The sequence below is a fragment of the Streptomyces sp. NA02950 genome (assembly GCF_013364155.1).
Classification (GTDB): domain Bacteria; phylum Actinomycetota; class Actinomycetes; order Streptomycetales; family Streptomycetaceae; genus Streptomyces.
In genome coordinates, this window is record NZ_CP054916.1 from 1,444,285 (window position 1) to 1,467,204 (window position 22,920).

Genomic DNA, 22,920 nt, shown 5'->3' on the forward strand with positions numbered 1-22,920 from the left:
GTGTTCGATGTTCCGACAACGAGCGGGCGCGAGCCTACTACTGCGAGTTGGCCATCTCGAAGGGCTGTCCGGATGATGCAGTGGTGAACCCACCCCTCTTGATCAGGAGTTGTCGGGCCATTGTCCGACTTACCCCCCCGGGGCTTGGCACCGACCTGCCGATCATCACGGGGCTCCGGGCGGCAAGGCTTGGCCGGTTTTCCTCTCCCCAAGGCCTGCGCGGGGGAACTTCCGGTGTCCGTCATTCGTGACGTTACGGGAGACACCAGGGGGGCATACGTCCCAAGTACCGCTATCTGGACGGGCGGGCCGGGACAGCCGCAGGAAGGGGTGGGAGCGTCATGGATGCCATGCACGACGCGATGGACAAGGATCGCGACATCCCGGTGCGGGCCGCCCGGCCGCTGTGGACCGAGGAACCGGCCCGCCGGAGGCGGCTGCCCGACCCCGTCCGTACGGCGGCGGTGCGCGCGCTGATCATCGTGGCGGTGGCGCTGGTGCAGGCGATGGTGGCGGTGCTGTGCACATTCGCGGGGTCGTGGTTCGCCTTCCCCGCCGTGCTCGCCACGGTGGCGAGCACGGTAGTGGCCACGTGGGGCGTGCTCGACGTGTGGGTGACCCGCCAGGTCTGGAACCAGCGCTACGGGGTGGTGTCCCGGCCCAGCAGCACGGCGCGGGAGCTGCGCCGTCAGCGCCGGGAGGCCCGCAGGGCGGAGCGGCTCACCTCCCGGCCGGCTGCGGAGCGCGGGCGAGCTCGCGGCGCAGCCGCATGAAGGGCCGGGGCCGGTTGACCCCGAGTACGGCGGTGGGGCTGCCGTTCCGTTCGTAGACGGCCAGGAGTCCGGCGCCGGGGTCGGCGGGGTCTCCCTCGTCGATCCGGACGGTGTCCCCGGGCTCGCGCCGCCCGGCGTACTGGATCCGTGCGCCGTACTGGTCGGACCAGAAGTAGGGCAGTGCGGTGAACGGCTCGACGGTGGATCCGGCGAGCAGATTGCGGGCGGCGACCGCGCCCTGTTCCATACCGCTGGTCCAGTGCTCGGCGCGGACGGTGCGTCCGGTGCCGGGCCGGGTGAGCCGGGCCACGTCCCCGACGGCCACCACATGGGGCAGTGCGGTGACACAGCCCTCGTCGCACAGCACCCCGTCGTCGACCTTCAGACCGGACCCCTCCAGCCAGCCGGTGGTGGGGCGTACTCCTATGCCCACGATCACCACATCGGCGGGGAGCACCCGGCCGTCGGCGAGCTCGACTCCGGTGACCCGGTCGGAGCCGCGCAGGGTGGCGACCTGGGTGCCGCACAGCAGGGTCACCCCACTGTTCCTGTGCAGTGCGGCGCAGGCCCCGGCCAGCTCCTCGCCGAGCTGGGGCACCAGCGGCAGCGGGGCGGCCTCGACCACGGTGACGTCCAGTCCGAGGGCGGCGCAGGAGGAGGCGACCTCGGCGCCGATGAACCCGGCGCCGATCACCACCGCGCGGGCGGCGCCCGCGCGCAGCTCGGCGCGGAGTCGGGCGGCGTCGTCGAGGGTGCGCAGGGTGTGCACGCCGGGGAGGGCGGTGGCGCGCAGGGTGCGGGGGGCGGCACCGGTGGCGATGACCACGCCGTCGGTGCGGACCGTACGGCCGTCCGCGAGGCGGACCTCGCCCGCGGCGGGGTCAAGGCCCTCGGCCCGGACGCCGAGCAGCCACTCGGCGTCCAGCTCGGCCTCGTCCTCGGGGTCGGTGAGGGCGAGCGGGCCGGGGTCGCCGTCCGGGTCTCCGGGGCGGGTGAGGAATTCCTTCGACAGGGGCGGCCGGTCGTAGGGGCGGTGGCGCTCCTCGCCGACGATGACCAGCCGCCCGTCGAAACCGTGGGAGCGCAGGCCCCGCGCCGCGTGCAGTCCGGCGAGCGAGGCCCCGACGACGGTGACCGTCCTCATGCGACGGCTTCTTCCTGGACCGCGCGCACGGGCTCGCCGGGAACGGTGTGCACCGTGGGGTGGACATAGAGCATTCCGTCCACGACCGTGACAGCGTGGGTCCGTACGGGCTTGCGGGCGGGCAGGCAGGTGGGCATGCCGGAGCGCAGATCGAACAGCGCGGCGTGCAGCGGGCATTCGACGTAGCAGCCCTCCAGCCAGCCTTCCGAGAGGGAGGCGTCCTGGTGGCTGCACGTGTCGTCGATGGCGTAGAACGCGCCCTCGGAGTGGAACACGGCGATCGGCCCGCCGGTGTCGCCGGCCTCGACACGCACCGACTCGCCCTCCGGCAGGTCCTCGATACGGCAGACGGGAATCATTGGCCCCCCTCACGTTGATCGGTATCATGCGTTCTGAATGGCGCATCGCAAAGCGCGATGCGCAACAGAATCCAGATCGGGAAGGCAGCCGTCAAGAGTTCCCCGTCGAGGGACCCCACGCGAAGCCGCCGGATGGTGAGATCAGACCCATGACGAACACGACGGATGACCGGGCCGAGGAGAAGCGGGGGGCCGCCGGGGCAGTGCAATCGGTGGACAGGGCGGTGAGCGTCCTGGAGATCCTCGCCAAGCTGGGCGAGGCCGGAGTGACCGAGATCGCCGACGAGCTGGGGGTGCACAAGTCGACCGCCTTCCGGCTGCTCGGTGTGCTCGAGAACCGCGGCCTGGTCGGCCAGGAACGAGAACGGGGGAAGTACTACCTGGGCGCGGGCGTGCTCAGACTCGCGGGCGCCGCCGCCATCCGCCTGGACATCTCACAGGAGGGCGCCCCGGTGTGCCGGGCGCTGGCCGACGAGACCGGCGAGACGGCCAATATCGCCGTGCTGGACGGGGACGCGGCGGTCAACATCATGCAGGCGCGCGGCGCCGCGGCGGTCACCGCCTTCAACTGGCTGGGCCGCCGGACCGCGCTGCACGCGACCGCGAGCGGCAAGGTGCTGCTCGCGCATCTGACCGGCGAGCGGCGGGAGCGGCTGGTGACGCGGAAGCTGCCGCGGTTCACCGAGCACACCCTCACCACCTCCGCCGAGCTGCGGCAGCAGCTGGAGACGGCCGCCGAGCGCGGCTTCGCCTACTCCTGTGAGGAGCTGGAGATCGGGCTGAACGCGGTGGCCGCCCCGGTGCGCGGCCACGACGGCGTGGTCATCGGGGCGATCGGCGTCTCGGGCCCGGCCTACCGGATGGCCCAGAGCCGGCTGCCGGACCTGGCCGAATACGCCGTGAAGACGGCCGAGGAGCTGTCCCGGCGGATGGGCTTCCCCGGCTGACCGCCGCGACCGCACCACCACCCGCACGAGGGGGCCGGATCCGTCCGGCCCCCTCGTCGTGTCTGCGGGGAAACCGCCGGAAGCGCTGTGCGCAGCCACGAAATACCGGGTCAACGCTTCGTTACAGGTGGTTTACGCGCACCTCTTGACCGCATGGGGGAGCGACTTTCAGGATGTCTCCCATCGCGCAACACGCCGCGCTATACGCAACTCGAGGGTAACCCATGACCGTTGAACCGGTCGGATTCCCCGCATCTCGAGTCCGCCATGCCAGCTCCCCACGCACCGGTCCCTGCGAGCGCAGGAGAACAGAGGAGTGAGCCATGCCGCAAGAAGCCCGCGCCGTCGTCGCGGTCAAAAAAGGTGCCCCCGTGGAGGTGGTGCCGATCATCGTGCCCGACCCCGGCCCCGGCGAGGTGCTGGTGGCCGTCCAGGCGTGCGGGGTGTGCCACACCGATCTGCACTACCGGGAGGGCGCGATCAGTGACGAGTTCCCGTATCTGCTCGGGCACGAGGCGGCGGGGACCATCGAGACCGTCGGCCCGGGCGTCACCGGACTCGCCCCCGGCGACTACGTCGTCCTGGCCTGGCGCGCCCCCTGCGGCGGCTGCCGCTCCTGCCGCCGGGGCCGCCCCTGGTACTGCTTCGACAGCCGCAACGCCGTCCAGCCGATGACCCTCGCGGACGGCACCCCGCTCAGCCCGGCCCTGGGCATCGGGGCGTTCGCCGAGAAGACACTGGTCGCGGCGGGCCAGGCGGTGAAGATCGACCCGTCCGCGCGCCCCGAAGCGGCGGGCCTGATCGGCTGCGGGGTGATGGCCGGTTACGGCGCGGCCGTGCACACCGGGCAGGTCTCCAACGGCGACACGGTGGCCGTCATCGGGTGCGGCGGGGTCGGCAACGCGGCCATCACCGGGGCCTCGCTGGCCGGGGCGCGCCGGGTGATCGCGGTCGATATCGACGACACGAAGCTGGACGCGGCCACCCGCTTCGGCGCCACCGACACCGTCAACTCCCGTGGTACCGATCCGGTCGAGGCGGTGCGCGAACTGACCGGCGGCTTCGGCGCCGATGTGGTCATCGACGCGGTGGGCCGCCCCGAGACCTACCGGCAGGGCTTCTACATGCGCGACCACGCCGGGGTGCTGGTGCAGGTCGGCGTGCCGGACCCGGAGATGCGGATCGACCTGCCGCTGATCGACCTGTTCTCGCGCGGCGGCGCCCTCAAGTCGTCCTGGTACGGCGACTGTCTGCCCAGCCGGGACTTCCCCGTCCTGGTCGACCTCCACCTCAGCCGCAAGCTGGACCTGGAGGCCTTCATCAGCGAGACGATCACGCTGGACGAGGTGGAGCCGGCGTTCGCCAAGATGCAGCGCGGTGAGGTGCTGCGGTCGGTGGTGGTCCTGTGAGCGCCGACGCCATCAGCAGGCAGCAGCGCGTCGTCATCGTCGGCGCCGGTATCGTCGGCTGCTCACTGGCCGACGAACTGACCGCCCGCGGCTGGAGTGAGGTCGTCGTCCTGGAACAGGGGCCGCTGCCGGCCCCCGGCGGCTCGACCTCGCACGCGCCCGGACTGGTCTTCCAGACCAGCCCCTCCAAGACCCTCACCGACTTCGCCGCCTACACCGTCGCCAAGTTCTCCGCCCTCGAGGTGGACGGGCTGTCCTGCTTCAACCCGGTGGGCGGACTGGAGATCGCCACCAGCGAGGAGCGCTGGGCCGATCTGCACCGCAAGGCCGGGCTCGCCGCCTCCTGGGGCGTACGGGCCGAACTGCTCGGCCCCGAGCGCTGCGCCCAGCTCTGGCCCCTGCTGGACCAGGAGAAGATCCTCGGCGGGCTGCACACCCCGGACGACGGACTCGCCCGCGCCCTGCTCGCCTCCCGTGCCCAGATGGAGCGGGCCACCGAGCGCGGCGCCCGCTTCCTGGGCCGGCACACCGTGACCGGGATCGAGCAGGAGGACGGACGGGTCACCGGGGTGGTCACCGACCGGGGCCGCTTCGACGCCGACATCGTGGTCTCCGCCGCCGGTTTCTGGGGCCCGCTGATCGGCGCGATGGCCGGGGTGCCGGTGCCGCTGCTGCCGCTGGCCCACCAGTACGCCAAGACCGCGCCGCTGCCGGAGCTGGCGGGACGGGGCGACCCGCGCACCGAGGCGAACCGGCCGATCCTGCGCTTCCAGGACCGCGATCTGTACTACCGCGAGCACACCGACCGCATCGGCATCGGCTCCTACGCACACCGGCCGATGCCGGTCGACGCGGCCGCGGTGCCCGCCTACGACGACGCCCCCGTGATGCCGTCCTCGCTGCCGTTCACCGCGGAGGACTTCGCGCCCAGCTGGGAGGACAGCGTCGGGCTGCTTCCGGCGCTCGGCGCGAGCCGCGTCGAGGAGGGTTTCAACGGCGTCTTCTCCTTCACTCCCGACGGGATGCCGGTCATCGGCGAGTCCCGTGAGGTGCGCGGCTTCTGGCTGGCCGAGGCGGTGTGGGTCACCCACTCCGCGGGCGTCGCCAGGGCCGTCGCCGAGTGGATGACCGACGGACGGCCCACCACCGATGTCCACGGATGCGATCTCTACCGCTTCGAGGACGTCCAGCGCTCCCCCGCCTATGTGGCCGAGCGCGGCGCCCAGAACTTTGTCGAGGTCTACGACGTCATCCACCCGCTGCAACCCATGGAGCGGCCCCGGCCGTTGCGGATCAGCCCGTTCCATGTCCGCCAGCGGGAGCTGGGCGCCTTCTTCCTGGAGGGCGGGGGCTGGGAGCGGCCGCACTGGTACGAGGCCAACGCCCCGCTCGCCGAGGGACTCGAACTGCCCGAGCGCGACGCCTGGTCGGCCCGCTACTGGTCGCCGATCGCCGCTGCCGAGGCCCGGATCACCCGGGAGCGGGTCGCGCTGTACGACATGACCCCGCTCAAGCGGCTGGAGGTCAGCGGGCGCGGCGCGCTCGCCTTCCTCCAGCGGATGACCACCAACCAGCTGGCGAAGAAGCCCGGTTCGGTCACCTACACCCTGCTGCTGGACGAGGCCGGGGGTGTGCGCAGCGATCTGACCGTCGCGCGGCTGGCGGAGAACCGCTTCCAGGTGGGCGCCAACGGCGGTCTGGACCTGGACTGGCTGCTGCGGCACGCACCGGACGACGTGCACATCGCCGACATCACCCCCGGCACCTGCTGCATCGGGGTGTGGGGCCCGCTCGCCCGGGACCTGGTGCAGCCGCTCACCCGTGACGACTTCTCCCACGGCGCGTTCGGCTACTTCAAGGCCCGGCAGACCTTCCTCGGCCATGTGCCGGTCACCGCGATGCGGCTGAGCTATGTCGGCGAACTGGGCTGGGAGCTGTACACCACCGCCGATATGGGCCTGCGGCTGTGGGACACCCTGTGGGAGGCGGGACAGCGGCACGGTGTGATCGCCGCCGGGCGCTCGGCCTTCAACAGCCTGCGGCTGGAGAAGGGGTACCGCGCCTGGGGCCATGACATGACTACCGAGCACGACCCGTACGAGGCCGGGGTCGGCTTCGCCGTCCGGAAGGACAAGGGCGACTTCATCGGGCGGGCAGCGCTCGAGGGCCGTTCGGAGGAGACCGCGCGGCGCAGGCTGACCTGTCTCACCCTGGACGATCCGGCCGCACTGGTCATGGGCGGCGAGCCGGTGTTCGTCGACGGCGTCCCCGCGGGCTATGTGACCAGCGCCGCCTACGGCTACACCGTCGGCCGCACGGTCGCCTACGCCTGGCTGCCCGCCGCGGCCGCCGCCCCCGGCACCGCCGTGCACCTCGAGTACTTCGGCGAGAAGGTCCCCGCGACCGTCGCCGCCGAGCCCCTCTTCGATCCGAAGATGGCGCGGATCCGCCGCTGATCTCCCCGGCGTCCCCGTCTCCCCGTCCCTTCGAGTTCTTCGACCCCGCCGGCTGATCGCCGCGCCCGTCTGAGGAGAACCCCATGACTGTGGCTCCCGCATCCACTGCCGCCACATCACCCAGTCTGATCAGCACTCTCCCCGGCCACTGGTACACCTCTCCCGGGATCTTCCGCCAGGAGCAGGAGCACCTGTTCGAGGCCCTGTGGTACTGCGCCGTGCGCAGCGCCGACCTGGACCGCCCCGGAGCGTTCCGCACCGTGCAGGTCGGCCGGGAGAGTGTACTGATCACCCGGAACCGCCGCGGCGAACTGCGCGCGTTCCTCAACATCTGCCGCCATCGCGGCGCCCGGCTGTGCACCGAGGAGTCCGGTACGGTCCGGCGCTCGCTCCAGTGCCCGTACCACGCCTGGACCTACGACCTGGACGGCAGGCTCACCGCCGCCCCCAACCTCCAGAGGATGCCCGATATCGACCGGGTCGAGCGCGGGCTGATCCCGGTGACCCTGCGGGAGTGGCTCGGCTACGCCTGGGTGTGCCTGGCCGACCAGCCGCCGTCCTTCGAGGAGACGGTGATCGGCTCGGTCGCCGAACGGCTGGGCGACGCCGAGGCGGTGGAGCGCTACGACGTGGCGGAGCTGGCCCTGGGCCGCCGGATCTCCTACGACATCCGGGCCAACTGGAAGCTCATCGTCGAGAACTTCATGGAGTGCTACCACTGCGCGACGATCCACCCGGAGCTGACCGAGGTGCTCCCGGAGTTCGCGGACGGTCTGGCCGCGCAGTACTTCGTCGGCCACGGCGCGGAGTTCGCCGAGGAGGCCGAGGGCTTCACGGTGGACGGCAGCGCGGGATTCGACCGGATCACCGGGATCGCCGAGGAACAGGACCGCCGCTACTACGCGATCACGGTGCGGCCGCAGGTGTTCATCAACCTGGTGCCCGACCATGTGATCGTCCACCGGATGTTCCCGCTCGCCGCCGACCGCACCCTGGTGGAGTGCGACTGGCTGTACGCACCGGAAGTCGTGGCCTCCGACCGGGATCTGTCGAAGTCGGTCGAGCTGTTCCACCGCGTGAACACGCAGGACTTCGACGCCTGTGAGCGCACCCAGCCCGCCATGGACTCGCGGGCGTACCGGCGCGGTGGAGTGCTCGTCCCCAGCGAACACCACATCGGCGCCTTCCACCAATGGGTGACCGACCATGTCCCGACCCCGACAGCGGAGGAATGCCCGTGACTGATCTCTTCATCGGTGGCCAGTGGACCGAAGCGATCGACCAGCGCACCCGGGAGATCCGCTGCCCGGCCGACGGCACGCTGGTGGCGGTCGTCGACGAGGGCGGCGCCAAGGACGCGGCCGAGGCCGTGGCCGCCGCCCGGCAGGCGTTCGACCAGGGGCCGTGGCCCCGTACCCCGGCGGCCACCCGCGGCGATCTGCTGCTGCGCGTGGCGGATCTGCTGGAGCGGGACCGGGCCGAGCTCGCCCGTGCCGAGTCCCTGGACACCGGCAAACGGCTGGCGGAGAGCGAACTCGACATCGACGATGTCGCGGCGTGCTTCCGCTACTACGGCAGACTGGTGCGCACCGAGGTGGACCGGGAGGTGGACACCGGTCTTGAGCACGCCGTCAGCCGGGTGGTCCATGAACCGGTCGGGGTGTGTGCGCTGATCACCCCGTGGAACTATCCGCTGTTGCAGACCTCGTGGAAGGTGGCGCCCGCGCTCGCCGCGGGCAATACCTTCGTCCTCAAACCCAGTGAGCTGACGCCGAGTACGGCCATTGCCCTGATGCGGCTGCTGGCGGAGGCGGGGCTGCCGGGCGGGGTCGCCAATCTGGTGCTGGGCCCGGGGGCCGAGGCCGGGGCGCCGCTGACCGACAACCCCGATGTGGACATGGTGTCCTTCACCGGGGGGCTGCGGACCGGGCGGCGGATCATGGCCGCGGCCTCGGGCACGGTGAAGCGGACCTCGCTGGAGCTGGGCGGCAAGAACCCCAATGTCGTCTTCGCCGACGCGGACTTCGAGACGGCCGTGGACTACGCGCTCACCGCGGTCTTCCTGCACTCCGGACAGGTGTGCTCGGCCGGTGCCCGGCTGCTGGTGGAGGACTCGCTGCACGACGCGTTCGTCGACGAGGTGGTGCGCCGCGCCCGCGGGATCCGGCTGGGCGGGCCGTTCGACGAACGGGCCCGGACCGGTCCGCTGATCTCGGCCGCGCACCGGTCCAAGGTCGAGGCGTACGTGGCGGCGGGGATCGCGGAGGGGGCGCGGCTGCGCTGCGGCGGGACCCGGCCGGACGACCCGGCCCTCCGGGACGGCTTCTACTACCTGCCGACCGTGCTGGACGAGTGCCACAGCGGGATGTCGGTGCTGGCCGACGAGTCCTTCGGGCCGGTGCTCACGGTGGAACGTTTCGCCTCCGAGGACGAGGCGGTCCGGCTGGCCAACGACACCATCTACGGACTCGCGGGGGCGGTGTGGTCCGGTGACGAGGGGCGGGCCCAGCGGGTCGCGTCCCGGCTGCGGCTGGGCACCGTATGGATCAACGACTACCACCCCTATCTGCCGCAGGCGGAGTGGGGCGGGTTCAAACAGTCCGGGACCGGGCGGGAGCTGGGGCCCAGCGGCCTCGCGGAGTACCGCGAGGCCAAGCACATCTGGCGCAACACCCGTCCGCGTCCCCAGGGCTGGTTCGCCTGAATTTGGAGTCCGCGCATGCCCCCTTCCCAGGACGACGCCGAACTCGCGGAGTTCGGCTACCGCCCCGAACTGAAAAGAACGCTGGGCAACTTCCACACCTTCGCCGCCGGAATCAGCTACATCTCCATCCTCACCGGCACCTTCCAGCTCTTCTACTTCGGCTACGGCCAGGGCGGGCCCGCCTACTGGTGGTCCTGGCCGATGGTCTTCGCAGGACAGCTCATGGTGGCGCTGTGCTTCGCCGAGCTGGCCGCCCGCTATCCGGTCGCGGGCTCGGTCTACAACTGGTCCAAACGGCTGGGCAACGCCCATGTGGGCTGGCTGGCCGGATGGATGATGCTGGTCGCCTCGATCGTCTCGCTGGCCGCGGTGGCCCTGGCCTACCAGCTGACGCTGCCGCAGATTTCCTCGTCGTTCCAGTTCATCGGGGACGGCACCGGGCAGTACGACACGGCGACCAACGCGGTGCTGCTGGCCGCGGTGCTCATCCTCTTCACCACCGTGGTCAACGCCTTCGGGGTCAAGCTGATGGCCCGGATCAACACCGCGGGTGTTTTCCTCGAACTCATCGCCACCGTGGTGCTGATCGCCCTCTTCGCCGTCCATGTGGTGCGCGGGCCGGAGGTGGTCACCGAGACCGCGCACACCGGCTCCGGCCAGAACCTCGGCTATCTGGGCGCCTTCCTCACCGCCTCGCTCGCCTCCGCGTATGTGATGTACGGCTTCGACACCGCGGCCTCGCTCGGTGAGGAGTCCCTGGACCCCTCGCGCAACGCGCCCCGCGCGATCCTGCGCGCGCTCATCGCCTCCTTCGTCCTGGGAGGGCTGATCCTGCTGCTGGCGCTGATGAGCGTGGGCAGTCTGACCGGCGAAGGGCTGTCCACCGACGGACTCCAGTACATCGTGCTCGACGTACTGGGCCCGACGGTCGGCAAGGCGATGCTGTGGTGTGTGCTGATCGCGGTGACCGTGTGCGCGCTGGCGGTGCACACCGCCGCCGTCCGGCTCGCGTTCGCCATGGCGCGGGACAACAATCTGCCCGCCGCCTCGCTGATGGCCCGGGTCAGTCCGCGGTTCAAGACCCCGGTGCTGCCCGCGGTGATCGTGGGTGTGCTCGCGCTGGCCGTCCTGGCCGTCAACATCCGGCAGCCGCAGATCTTCTCCGTGGTGACCAGCATCGGCATCATCATGATCTATCTCGCCTATCTGCTGGTCACCCTGCCGATGCTGGTGGCGCGGCTGCGCGGCCGGTGGACCCCGGCGGGCGAGGGGCGGTTCTCCCTCGGCCGGTTCGGACTGCCGGTCAATCTGATCGCGGTGCTGTGGGGCGCGGGCATGATGATCAACCTCGCCTGGCCGCGGGACGCGGTCTACAACCCGGCGCCCCCGCACCACTGGTATCTGCGCTGGGGCGCGTTCCTCTTCGTGGGGACCGTCGCGCTCGGCGGCTTCGCCTACTACTGGTTCGTCCAGCGCCAACGCACCGGTGTACTGGCCGAGCACGCGGCCGCCGGCGACCCCGAGCCGTCCGGCACCCCGGTCCCCGCCGTCAGCGACTAGCAGGAACTGAAGGAGGAGAAGACATGGACGAGTTCGACTATGTGGTGGTCGGCGGCGGTACGGCCGGCAATGTGGTCGCGGCGCGGCTGAGCGAGGACCCTTCGGTCACGGTGTGCGTCCTGGAGGCGGGCCCCTCCGACGTCGGCGACGACAACGTACTGCGGCTGGACCGCTGGATGGGGCTGCTGGAGTCCGGCTACGACTGGGACTACCCGGTGGAGCCGCAGGAGTCCGGCAACAGCTTTATGCGGCACGCCCGCGCCAAGGTGCTCGGCGGCTGTTCCTCGCACAACTCCTGCATCGCCTTCTGGGCCCCGGCGGAGGACCTGGACGAGTGGGCGGCGGGCGGCTGTACGGGCTGGCAGTCCGACGAAACCTTTCCGCTGTACCGCCGTCTGGAGACCAACGACGCGCCCGGCGACCACCACGGGCGCGGCGGCCCGGTCACCATCCGCACCGTGCCGCCGAAGGATCCGTGCGGGGCCGCGCTGCTGGAGGCGTGTGCGGAGGCGGGCATCCCCACCACCCCGTTCAACACCGGCACCACGGTGGTCCGCGGCGCCCACTGGTTCCAGATCAACTCCGATGAGAACAACACCCGTCAGTCGTCCTCGGTCGCCTATCTCCATCCCCTGATGGGAAAGCGGCCCAATCTGGAGATACGCACCGGGGTGCAGGCGAAACGGCTGGTGCTGGAGGGCGACCGGCGCTGTCGCGGGGTCGACTACCTCTCCCCCGATCTGATCCACACCCTCCGGGTGCGGGCACGGCGGGAGGTGATCGTCTCCTGCGGTGCGATCGACTCCCCGAAGCTGCTGATGCTCTCCGGGATCGGCCCGGCGGACCATCTGCGCGAGACCGGCGTCGAGGTGGCCGTGGACGCGCCGGGCGTCGGTGAGAACCTCCAGGACCACCCGGAGGGCGTGATCATGTGGGAGGCGAAGCAGCCCATGGTCACCAGCTCCACGCAGTGGTGGGAGATCGGTATCTTCGCGGGCACCGAACCGGGCCTGGACCGCCCGGACCTGATGTTCCACTACGGCTCGGTGCCGTTCGACATGAACACCTACCGGCGCGGCTATCCGACCTCCGAGAACGCCTTCTGCCTCACCCCCAATGTGACGCGTGCCCGCTCCACCGGCACGGTCCGGCTGCGCACCCGCGACTTCCGCGACAAACCCCGGGTGGATCCGCGCTACTTCACCCATGAGCACGACATCCGGGTGATGACGTACGGGCTGCGGCTGGCGCGGGAGATCGCGGCCCGGCCGGCACTGGCCGAGTGGGCGGGCGCCGAACTCGCCCCGGGCCCCGATGTGCACACCGACGAGGAGCTGTTCGGCTACATCCGTGACACCCACAACACCGTCTACCACCCGGCGTGCACGGTGAAGATGGGAGCGCGGGACGACCCGTCGGCGCCGCTCGATCCCCAGCTGCGGGTGAAGGGGGTGACCGGACTGCGGGTGTGCGACGGCTCGGTGATGCCTCATCTGGTCGCCGTCAACCCGTGCATCACCACGATGATGATCGGTGAGAAGTGTGCCGACATGATCAAGCAGGGAAGCTAGGGCCCAGGCTTCAACGGGCCCTCGTGGGCGACTCCTTACCCCCCTTCCGGACGGTCCGGAAGGGGGCGCCCGTGATGTCCGACTCGTCCGTTCGGGTGACCCGCTGTCCGGAGCGTTGCCTTCCTTATCACCGGAATGGGTTACTGAATCCGTCCGATTCCGGTGGGCCGCCCATCCTTTCCGGAGGAGTGGAGGCGCCTGCCCGAATACGGAAGCATCCGTGCGATGCCTCCGCGCCCCGCGCTCCTCCGAAACAGGACGTGCAGGGACCGGCCAAGGCGGTGTGCGCGTGCGGGCGCCGCTTCGGCGCGGCGGGCCCCGCGAGCTGGTCTGGAGCCGTCATGCTGACGCCGTATCGCCCGTGCGGGCTGGTCATCGTCACCGACCGTGGCGGGGATTGCCTCGCCGTCGTCGACCCCGATTCCCACAGGCTCGTCCGCACCCTCCGCACCCCGATCCCGCTCGTGGCGCGGTCGGCCGCCCCCGACCGGCTGGTGGTCTGCACCGCGGCCGATGTCACCGGGGTACCCGCGACACTGGACACCGCCGCCCTGTTCGGCTCCCTCCCCCGTCCCCGCCCGGGCGCCGGACCGCTGCTCGCCCCCGCGCGGTTCGGGGCGGCCGACGATCCGCCCGGCATCCTCCTCGAGGCGATGTCCGGTGTCTTCCCCGACCAGGGCCCGTACAGCGGCGGAACGCTGGTGACCATCATCGGACACCACTTCACCCTCGCCACCGACGTGTCCTTCGGCCCCCATCCCGCGGCCAGCTTCTCCGTCCTGGACGACCAGACGATCGTGGCGGTGAGCCCCTGGGGCACCGGAGCGGTGCCGGTCACGGTGACCACCCCCGGTGGTACCGCCCCCATCGGCACCTTCTACTACATCCCCTGGCCCCGTCTGAAGACCGTGGTGCCCGATGCCGGACCGATCGGCGGCGGCAATGTCGTCGAGCTGACCGGCATCAATCTGAGCACCGCGCAGCTGGTGTACTTCGGTGACTCCTTCGCGTTCCCCACCGCAGTCTCCGATCAGCAGCTGCTGGTGACCGCTCCGCCCGCGACCGCGGCGGGCACCGTCCCGGTCTACGTCGCCACCGCCGGCGGGGTGAGCAACCGGCTGGCCTACACCTACGAGCCGGTCCCCAGCGTCACCGACGTCACCCCGTCCACCGGGCCGATCGCGGGCGGCAGCATCATCGTGCTCACCGGCACCGGGCTCTCCCGCGTCACGGGCGTCAGCATCGGCGGTGTCCCCGCGGTGTCCTTCCGCGCCTCCTCCGACACCCTGGTCGTGGTGGTGACACCGCCGGGGACGCCGGGCTCCGCCGACATCACCGTGACCACTCCCGGCGGCACCGTGACCCTGCCCGGCGCATTCGGCTACCTGGCGCCGACGGAGACGGCTGTCAGCTCCGCGCCCGACCCCTCCGTCGTCGGCGAACCGGTGACGTTCACCGCGACGGTCACGGGTGTCCCGCCCACCACGGGCACCCCGACCGGCACCGTCACCTTGGCCTTCGGCGACGGCACGGATCCCGTCACGGTGGCGCTGACCGACGGCACGGCCACGGTCGGCCACGCCTACACCGCACCGTCCCAGGCCCCCTACGCCATCACCGCCACCTACAACGGCGAGGTGCTGTTCTTCCCGTCCACCGGCACGGACACCCAGGTGGTGACGGCGGCCTCGACCACCACCGCACTGACCGGTGCCCCCGACCCGTCCCAGACCGGACAGCCGGTCACCTTCGTCGCGCGGGTGGCTCCGGTGGCACCGGGCGCCGGAACCCCGACCGGCACGGTGACCCTCGACTTCGGCGACGGCGCCCCGACCGCCACCCTGCCGCTGTCGGGCGGCGCCGCGACGGTGGACCACGCCTACGCCGACACCGGCGGCAGCCCGTACACGGTCACCGCCGACTACAGCGGCGACGCCAACTTCAACCCCTCGGCGGGCTCCGACACCCAGACCGTCGGGCAGGCGTCCACCAGTGTCGCGGTCGGCATCTCGCCCCTCCCTTCGGTGGCCGGACAGCCGGTGACCGTGACCGCCACCGTCACCGCCGTGGCACCCGGGGCGGGAACCCCGACCGGCAGCGTCACCTTCGACTTCGGCGACGGCTCACCGCCCGCCGTCGTCACCCTGACCGGCGGCACCGCCGAGACCACCCACACCTTCACCGGCACCGCTGGCAGCCCGTACACCATCACCGCCAGCTACAGCGGTGACCCCGACTTCTCCGCCGCCGCGGGGACGTCCGCCGCGACGGTGGGACCGTCCTCCACGACAACAACCGTGAGCTCCGGCCCCGATCCGTCGGTGGCGGGCGAGCCGGTGACCATCACCGCGACGATCGCCGCCGTCCCGCCCGGGGCGGGTGTCCCCACCGGCACCGTCACCTTCGACTTCGACGACGGGACGGCGCCCGTCACCGTACCGCTGTCGGGCGGCAGCGCGGAGACCACCCACACCTATTCCGGCACCAGTGGCAGTCCGTTCTCCCTCACGGCCACGTACAACGGCGACACCGACTTCACCGGGTCCCTCGGCAACGACTCCCACACCGTGCAGCTCTCCGGCACCGTCACCACCCTGACCTCCACCCCCGACCCCTCCGCCGTGGGTGAACCGGTGGACTTCACCGCGACCGTCGCGGCCCTGCCGCCCGGGGCGGGCATCCCCACCGGCACCGTCACCTTCGACTTCGGCGACGGCACCCCGATCGTCACCGTTGTCGTGGGGGGTGTCGCCGAGGCCACGCACTCCTTCTCCGCCGCCGCCGGGACCCCCTACACCGTCACGGCCACCTACAACGGAGACGCCGACTTCGCCACCTCCGCGGGCACCGACCTCCAGACGGTCCAGACCGCCGACACCACCACCGCCGTCACCTCGACCCCCGATCCCTCCGCGGTGGGGGAGGCGACGACGTTCGTGGCAGAGATCACCCCCGTGGCCCCGGCGGCCGGTTCACCCACGGGAGAGGTGACCTTCGAGTTCAGCGACGGCGCCGCGCCGGTCACCGTGCCCGTCACCGGCGGCGTCGCCACGGTCACCCGCCCCAACCCGGACGTGACGGACAGCCCGTACACGGCCGACGTCACCTACGGCGGCGACAACAACTTCAACCCCTCCGCGGGCTCGGACACCCATGTGGTGACCCAAGGGGTGTCGAAGACGGTGGTGACCACCGCGCCCAACCCCTCGGTGACCGGCCAGGTGGTCACCCTCAGCGCGACCGTGGCAGCCGGCCCGCCCGCCTCGGGCACCCCGACCGGCACCGTCACCTTCGACTACGGCGACGGGACGGCGACCGTCACCGTGCCGCTGTCGGGCGGCGGCGCCGAGGTGAGCCACGCCTACGCCAACGCCTCGCAGACCCCGTACCAGGTCACCGTCACCTACGACGGTGACGTCAACTTCGTGCCGTCCACCGGCACCGCGCTCCACAGCGTCGATCCGGCCGCGACCACCACCACGGTCACCGCCGCCCCCGACCCCTCCGTGACCGGTGAGGCGGTCACCGTCACGGTGACCCCCGACGGGCCCGGGGCCGGGATCCCCACGGGCCAGGTCACCCTCGACTTCGGCGACGGCACCCCGATCCTCACGGCCGAGCTCGTGAACGGCACGGTGACGGTCCACCACGCCTACACCAGCGCGAGCGGCAGCCCGTACACCGTCACGGGTGCCTACGCCGGGGACGAAGACTTCGCCCCGTCCGAGGACACCATCTCCCATATCGTCGACCCGGCAGACACCACCACCACGGTGACCTCGTCGGCGGACCCCGCGGCGGTGGGCCAGACCGTGACGCTGATCGCGCGGGTGACTCCGGTGCCGCCGGGCGCCGGTGCGCCCACCGGGACGGTGGTCTTCGACTTCGGCGACGGCTCGTCCCCCGTCACCGTGCCGGTCTCGGGCGGTATCGCCACGACGACGCACTCCTACGGCAGCACCGCCGGCAGCCCCTACACCGTCACCGCGTCCTACAGCGGGGACGAGGACTTCGACACGTCCACCGGGACCGCCGCCCAGCGGGTGGAAGCGGACGTGTCCAGCACCTCGACAACGGTGACCTCCTCCCCGGACCCGTCCGTCGTCGGCCAGACGGTCACCTTCACCGCGACCGTGGCGGTCCTGCCGCCCGCCTCGGGCACCGCGACCGGCACGGTGACCTTCGAGTTCGGCGACGGCACCGCACCGGTGACCAGCCCGGTCAGCGGCGCCGGCACCGCGACGGCCACCCATGTCTACACCGCGGCCGTGGGAAGCCCCTACACGGTCACCGCCGTGTACGGCGGTGACGCCGACTTCGCCGGGTCGGCCGGGGTCGACTCCCAGACGGTGAACCTGGCGGCCACCACCACAACGCTGACCTCCGCCCCGGATCCGTCGGTGACCGGCGAACCGGTCACCTTCACCGCGGCCGTGGCACCGGTGACGGTGGGCGCCGGGACTCCGACCGGGACCGTCACCTTCGACTTCGGCGACGGTTCGGACCCCATCCTGGCGCCGGTGGCCGACGGGACCGCGACCGCCGTCCATCCGTACGCCGGTCCGTCCGGCAGCCCGTACACCATCACCGCCACCTACAACGGCGACGCGAGCTTCAGCGCCTCCACGGACACCGAGACCCAGACGGTGAACCAGGCGGCCACCTCCACCGCCCTCTTCTCCTCGCCCGACCCGACCGTGGTCGGCGAGCCGGTGACGGTCACCGCGGCCGTCATGCCGGTGGCCCCGGGGGCGGGGACCCCGTCCGGCACGGTCACCTTCGACCTCGGCGACGGGACGGCGACCGTCACCGTCAACACCGTGGGCGGTCTGGCGACGGTCACCCACCCGTACGCCACCGCCTCCGGCAGCCCGTACACCATCACCGCCACCTACAACGGCGACACCGGCTTCGCAGCCTCCACCACCACCGACACCCACACCGTGCACCCGGCCTCGACCGCCACCACGGTGACCGTCGGTCAGGGCCCCACGGTGGTGGGCGAGCCGGTGACCGTCACCGCGACGGTCGCCACCGTGCCGCCGGGCGCCGGGACCCCGACCGGCACGGTCACCATCAACTTCGGTGACGCCACGGCACCCGTCACGGCTCCCCTGGTCGGCGGGGCCGTCACCCTCACCCACGCCTACACCACCGCCCTCGGCAGCCCGTACACCATCACCGCCACCTACAACGGCACCGCCGACTTCGGCGCCTCGGTGGCAACGGCCACCCATACGGTGACCCAGGACGCCACCACCACCTCGGTGACCGCCGCGCCCCATCCCTCCGTGGTGGGCCAACCGGTCGGCTACACCGCGACGGTGGCCCCGGTGGGGCCGGGCGGCGGCTCGCCGACGGGGACGGTCACCTTCGACTTCGGCGACGGCACAACGGCCGCCGTCCCCGTCGTCGCCGGGGTGGCCACCGCCGACCACATCTTCACCGCCACCTCCGGCAGCCCGTACACCGTGGCCGTCACCTACAGCGGCGACATCGACTACACGGGCTCCAGCGACACCTTCACCCAGACCGTCGGCCAGGCCATGTCCACCACGGCGGTGGCCCTGTCTCCCGTGCCGTCGGTGGCCGGGCAACAAGTGACCGTGACCGCGGACGTGTCGGTGGCCGCGCCGGGGGCCGGAACACCGACCGGCACCGTCACCTTCGACTTCGGCGACGGCAGCGCACCCGTCACCGCACCGCTCACCGCCGGACTGGCGGCGGTCACCCACACCTGGACCAGTTCCTCCGGAAGTCCCTACGCCGTCACGGCCGACTACAGCGGGGACGCCGACGTCGCGCCCTCCACCGGCTCCGCCGTCCAGAGCGTGGCCCCGGCGACGACCACCACCGCCGTGGACACCTCGCCCGACCCCTCGGTGTCGGGTGAGCCGGTGGCCGTCACCGCGACGGTCGGGGTGGTGGCACCCGGGGCCGGGACCCCCACCGGCACCGTCACCTTCGACTTCGGCGACGGCACCCCGGAGGTCACCGCGGTGGTGGCGGACGGCAGCGCCACCGTCAGCCACGCCTGGGTGGACACGGTCGGCAGCCCGTACACCGTCACCGCCACCTACAACGGCGACGCCGACTTCACCACCTCCAGCGGCACCGACACCCAGACCGTCGCACCGGCCACGACCAGCACCTCCGTGATCACCCTGCCGAATCCTTCGGTGACGGGCCAGCCGGTGACGTTCATCGCGCGGGTGGCACCGGACGCCCCGGGCGAGGGAACCCCGACCGGGACGGTGACCTTCGACTTCGGCGACGGCAGCGCACCGGACGCCGTCCCCGCCACGGGCGGTGAGGCGACCACCGAGCACGTCTACACCAACCCGACGGGCAGCCCCTACACCGCCACCGTGACCTACGACGGCGACGCCCGCTTCACCGGCTCGGTGAGCACCCTCACGCACACCGTGTCCCAGGCGCTGTCCACGACGGTGGTCAGCTCCGCCCCCGATCCGTCGGCGGCGGGCGAGCCGGTGACCGTCACCGCCACGGTCTCGGCGGTGACGCCGGGGGCCGGAACCCCCACCGGCACCGTCACCTTCGACCTGGGCGACGGCAGCCCCGCGGTCATCACGGCGGTGACCGGGGGCACCGCCACCATCACCCATACCTGGACCACCACCTCCGGGAGTCCGTACGCCATCACGGCCGCCTACAGCGGTGACACCGGGTTCACCGGCTCCACCGGCAGCGACACCCAGACCGTGACCCCGGCCGCGACCACCACCGCCGTGACCACCTCGCCCGACCCCTCGGTGGCGGGCCAGCCGGTGACCGTCACCGCCACGGTCTCGGCGGTGGCGCCGGGGGCCGGAACCCCCACCGGTACCGTCACCTTCACCTTCGGCGACGGCACGCCTTCCGTTGCCGCGCCGCTCGCCGCGGGGCAGGCGACCGTCGCCCACACCTGGGCGGGCACCGCGGGGAGTCCGTACACCGTCACCGCCGACTACCACGGGGACGCCGACTTCAACGCCTCGACCGGCACCGACAGCCAGTCGGTCGACCAGGCCGCCACCGATATGACGCTGGTGTCCTCCCCCGACCCGTCCGTGGCCGGGCAGGAGGTCACCTTCACCGCCAGGGTGGCGGCCGCCGCCCCGGGCGCGGGCGCCCCCACCGGCACCGTCACCTTCGACTTCGGCGACGGCAGCACACCGGTCACGGCCACGGTCTCCGCCGGGGCGGCGACCATCAGCCACTCCTACGCGGACTCCGACGGGAGCCCCTACACGGTCACCGCGAACTACAGCGGGGACGCCGACTTCGCCCCGGCCACCACCACCGACCTCCACACGGTGTCGGCCGGAGCCGCCACCACCTCGACGACGGTGGTCTCCTCCCCCGACCCCTCGGTGACCGGGCAGCCGGTCATCTTCACCGCCACCGTGGCCCCGACCCCGCCCGGCGGCGGAGTGCCCACCGGTACGGTCTCCTTCGACTTCGGCGACGGCACGGCGATCATCACGGCACCGGCCATCGGCGGGGTGGCGACGGTCGCCCACTCCTATACAGCGACGGGCAGCCTTTACACGGTCACCGCCAGCTACAGCGGCGACGGCGACTTCAGCTCCTCCGCGGGCTCGGACACCCACACGGTGGGCCCGGCGTCGACGACCACCACGGTCACCTCCGCACCGGATCCGTCGGTGACCGGCCAGCCGGTGACCCTCACCGCGGCCGTGGCGCCGGTCGCGCCGGGTGCGGGTGTGCCCACCGGGATCGTCACCTTCGACTTCGGCGACGGCAGCCCCACCGCGATGGCGCCCGTCTCCGGTGGCGTGGCCCGGATCACCCATACGTACACCGCCGCGGGCGGCCCCTTCACGGTCACCGCCGACTACAACGGCGACGCCGGCTTCACCGCTTCCAGCGGCACCGACACCCAGACGGTCGGCCGGGCCTCCACGACCACCGCGGTGGTCTCCTCCCCCGACCCGACCGTGGCCGGACAAGCCACCACCATCACCGCCACCGTCGCCTCCGCCGCGCCCGGCACCGGAACCCCCACCGGCACCGTCACCTTCACCTTCGGCGACGGCACGCCCACCGTCACCGCACCGGTGAGCAATGGCCTGGCGGTGGTCGCCCACACCTACGCGGGGACGTCCGGCAGTCCGTACACCCTCTCCGCCACCTACAACGGCGACACCAACTTCACCACCTCCAGCGGCACCGACACCCAAACCGTCAACCGGGCCGCCACCACCACGACCGTGGTCTCCACCCCCGACCCCACCGTCACCGGACAAGCCACCACCATCACCGCCACCGTCGCCTCCGTCGCCCCCGGCACCGGAACCCCCACCGGCACCGTCACCTTCACCTTCGGCGACGGCACCGGCAACGCCACCGCCACGCTCTCCGGCGGCGTGGCGACCCTCACCCACACCTACGCGGGGACGTCCGGCAGTCCGTACACCCTCTCCGCCACCTACAACGGCGACACCAACTTCACCACCTCCAGCGGCACCGACACCCAAACCGTCAACCGGGCCGCCACCACCACGACCGTGGTCTCCACCCCCGACCCCACCGTCACCGGACAAGCCACCACCATCACCGCCACCGTCGCCTCCGTCGCCCCCGGCACCGGAACCCCCACCGGCACCGTCACCTTCACCTTCGGCGACGGCACCGGCAACGCCACCGCCACGCTCTCCGGCGGCGTGGCGACCGTCAGCCACACCTACGCCACCAGGACCGGAAGCCCCTTCTCCATCACGGCCACGTACAACGCGGACGCCGACTTCACGGCGTCCAGCGGCACCGACACCCAGACCGTCAACAAGGCGAACACCACCACCACGGTGTTCTCCGCGCCGGATCCCTCGGTGGCGGGCCAGTCGGTGACGTTCACCGCGACGGTGGCGCCGCAGACGCCCGGGAACGGCACCCCGACCGGCACGGTCACCTTCACCTTCGGCGACGGTACGGGCAGCACCACGGCGACGCTCTCCGGCGGGGTCGCGACGGTCACCCATCCCTTCAGCGGAACCTTCGGCAGTCCGTACGCCGTCACGGCCACCTACAACGGCAGCGACAGCTACAACACCTCCAACGGCACCGACACCCAGACCGTCAACAGGGCATCGACCACCACGAGCGTGGTGTCCACACCGGATCCCTCGACGGCCGGGCAGTCGGTGACCCTCACCGCTACCGTGGCATCCGTCCCGCCCGGCGCCGGAACCCCCACCGGTGCCGTCACCTTCAGCTTCGGCGACGGCACCGGCAACGCCACGGCCACGCTCTCCGGCGGCCTCGCCACCGTCACCCACACCTACGCCACCAGGACCGGAAGCCCGTTCCCCGTCACCGCCACCTACAACGGCGACACCAACTTCACCACCTCCAGCGGCACCGACACCCAGACAGTCGGCAAAACCGCGACCACCACCACGGTGACCACGAACCCCGACCCGTCGGTGGTGGGTCAGTCGGTGACCGTCCGGGCGACGGTCGCCGCCGCGACCGGCGCTCCCACCGGGACGGTCACCTTCTCCTTCGGCGACGGGAGCGCCGCCGTCACCGCTCCGCTCGTCGTCGGCATCGCCACCGTGACCCGCACCTACACGACGACGACCGGAAGTCCGTTCACCATCACCGCCACGTACAACGGCAGCGACAGCTACAACACCTCCAGTGGCACCGACACCCAGACGGTCAACCGGGCGACCACCACGACCGCCGTGGTCTCCTCGCCGAACCCCTCGACGACGGGTGACCCGGTGACCGTCACCGCGACCGTTTCCGCGGTCGCCCCGGCGACGGGCACCCCGACCGGAACCGTCACACTCGCCATTCCCGGGCGTACCCCGCAGACCGTGACCCTGGTCAACGGTGTGGCCTCCGGGACGTTCAACCCGCTCCAGAAGGGGACCCACACCGTGACCGCCAACTACAACGGCTCGGTCAACTTCGCACCCTCCGCGGGGAGCACCACGCAGCAGGTGACCAACTAGGCCCTGTCCGGGGA

At 71.8% G+C, this 22,920-nt stretch carries 11 protein-coding genes; 9 read left to right on the forward strand and 2 right to left on the reverse strand.

Annotated features, from left to right (window positions below; translation table 11 throughout):
• The first annotated feature begins 341 nt into the window (after positions 1-341).
• The gene (locus tag HUT19_RS05840) at positions 342-773 is read left to right on the forward strand and encodes a hypothetical protein (protein ID WP_254885457.1); all 432 of its coding nucleotides are present in this window, start codon (positions 342-344) and stop codon (positions 771-773) included.
• Here the strand turns inward: HUT19_RS05840 and HUT19_RS05845 are convergent.
• Both HUT19_RS05845 and HUT19_RS05850 read right to left on the reverse strand, forming a co-directional pair.
• The gene (locus HUT19_RS05845; protein ID WP_176179417.1) at positions 721-1,917 is read right to left on the reverse strand and encodes an NAD(P)/FAD-dependent oxidoreductase; all 1,197 of its coding nucleotides are present in this window, start codon (positions 1,915-1,917) and stop codon (positions 721-723) included. The two genes, HUT19_RS05840 and HUT19_RS05845, sit on opposite strands and share 53 nt — an antisense overlap.
• Positions 1,914-2,276: a bifunctional 3-phenylpropionate/cinnamic acid dioxygenase ferredoxin subunit gene (locus tag HUT19_RS05850; protein WP_176179418.1), complete on the reverse strand. Its 363-nt coding sequence runs from the start codon at positions 2,274-2,276 to the stop codon at positions 1,914-1,916. Before HUT19_RS05850 ends, HUT19_RS05845 begins: the two co-directional genes overlap by 4 nt.
• 149 nt (positions 2,277-2,425) lie before the next feature.
• Here HUT19_RS05850 and HUT19_RS05855 point away from each other — a divergent pair, with 149 nt between their 5' ends.
• The 8 genes from HUT19_RS05855 (at position 2,426) to HUT19_RS43915 (ending at position 22,906) form a co-directional block, all read left to right on the forward strand.
• Positions 2,426-3,223, forward strand: a complete 798-nt coding sequence (locus HUT19_RS05855; RefSeq protein ID WP_176179419.1) for an IclR family transcriptional regulator — start codon at positions 2,426-2,428, stop codon at positions 3,221-3,223.
• A 323-nt stretch (positions 3,224-3,546) separates the two neighbouring features.
• On the forward strand, positions 3,547-4,632 hold the full coding sequence (locus HUT19_RS05860) for an S-(hydroxymethyl)mycothiol dehydrogenase (protein ID WP_176179420.1): 1,086 nt from the start codon (positions 3,547-3,549) through the stop codon (positions 4,630-4,632).
• Complete coding sequence (locus HUT19_RS05865; RefSeq protein WP_176179421.1) at positions 4,629-7,088, forward strand: FAD-dependent oxidoreductase; 2,460 nt, start codon at positions 4,629-4,631, stop codon at positions 7,086-7,088. The genes HUT19_RS05860 and HUT19_RS05865 overlap by 4 nt, the downstream gene beginning before the upstream one ends.
• Positions 7,089-7,171: 83 nt before the next feature.
• Positions 7,172-8,329, forward strand: coding sequence for an aromatic ring-hydroxylating dioxygenase subunit alpha (locus HUT19_RS05870; RefSeq protein WP_176179422.1), 1,158 nt, complete (start codon positions 7,172-7,174; stop codon positions 8,327-8,329).
• Positions 8,326-9,792, forward strand: a complete 1,467-nt coding sequence (locus tag HUT19_RS05875) for an aldehyde dehydrogenase family protein (RefSeq protein WP_176179423.1) — start codon at positions 8,326-8,328, stop codon at positions 9,790-9,792. Before HUT19_RS05870 ends, HUT19_RS05875 begins: the two co-directional genes overlap by 4 nt.
• Before the next feature lie 15 nt (positions 9,793-9,807).
• Positions 9,808-11,352: an APC family permease gene (locus tag HUT19_RS05880; RefSeq protein ID WP_176179424.1), complete on the forward strand. Its 1,545-nt coding sequence runs from the start codon at positions 9,808-9,810 to the stop codon at positions 11,350-11,352.
• A gap of 23 nt (positions 11,353-11,375) precedes the next feature.
• Positions 11,376-12,923, forward strand: coding sequence for a GMC family oxidoreductase (locus HUT19_RS05885; protein ID WP_176179425.1), 1,548 nt, complete (start codon positions 11,376-11,378; stop codon positions 12,921-12,923).
• A 341-nt stretch (positions 12,924-13,264) separates the two neighbouring features.
• Entirely contained in the window at positions 13,265-22,906 is a 9,642-nt protein-coding gene (locus HUT19_RS43915; RefSeq protein ID WP_176179426.1) for an Ig-like domain repeat protein, read from the forward strand.
• The last annotated feature ends 14 nt before the right edge of the window (positions 22,907-22,920 follow it).

Bases quoted from the DNA above. Each gene is read 5' to 3' on its own strand.
- HUT19_RS05870 (WP_176179422.1), top strand. From the start codon at position 7,172: ATGACTGTGGCTCCCGCATCCACTGCCGCCACATCACCCAGTCTGATC.
- HUT19_RS05880 (WP_176179424.1), top strand. From the start codon at position 9,808: ATGCCCCCTTCCCAGGACGACGCCGAACTCGCGGAGTTCGGCTACCGC.
- HUT19_RS43915 (WP_176179426.1), top strand. From the start codon at position 13,265: ATGCTGACGCCGTATCGCCCGTGCGGGCTGGTCATCGTCACCGACCGT.
- HUT19_RS05885 (WP_176179425.1), top strand. From the start codon at position 11,376: ATGGACGAGTTCGACTATGTGGTGGTCGGCGGCGGTACGGCCGGCAAT.
- HUT19_RS05855 (WP_176179419.1), top strand. From the start codon at position 2,426: ATGACGAACACGACGGATGACCGGGCCGAGGAGAAGCGGGGGGCCGCC.
- HUT19_RS05845 (WP_176179417.1), bottom strand. From the start codon at position 1,917: ATGAGGACGGTCACCGTCGTCGGGGCCTCGCTCGCCGGACTGCACGCG.
- HUT19_RS05840 (WP_254885457.1), top strand. From the start codon at position 342: ATGGATGCCATGCACGACGCGATGGACAAGGATCGCGACATCCCGGTG.
- HUT19_RS05850 (WP_176179418.1), bottom strand. From the start codon at position 2,276: ATGATTCCCGTCTGCCGTATCGAGGACCTGCCGGAGGGCGAGTCGGTG.
- HUT19_RS05860 (WP_176179420.1), top strand. From the start codon at position 3,547: ATGCCGCAAGAAGCCCGCGCCGTCGTCGCGGTCAAAAAAGGTGCCCCC.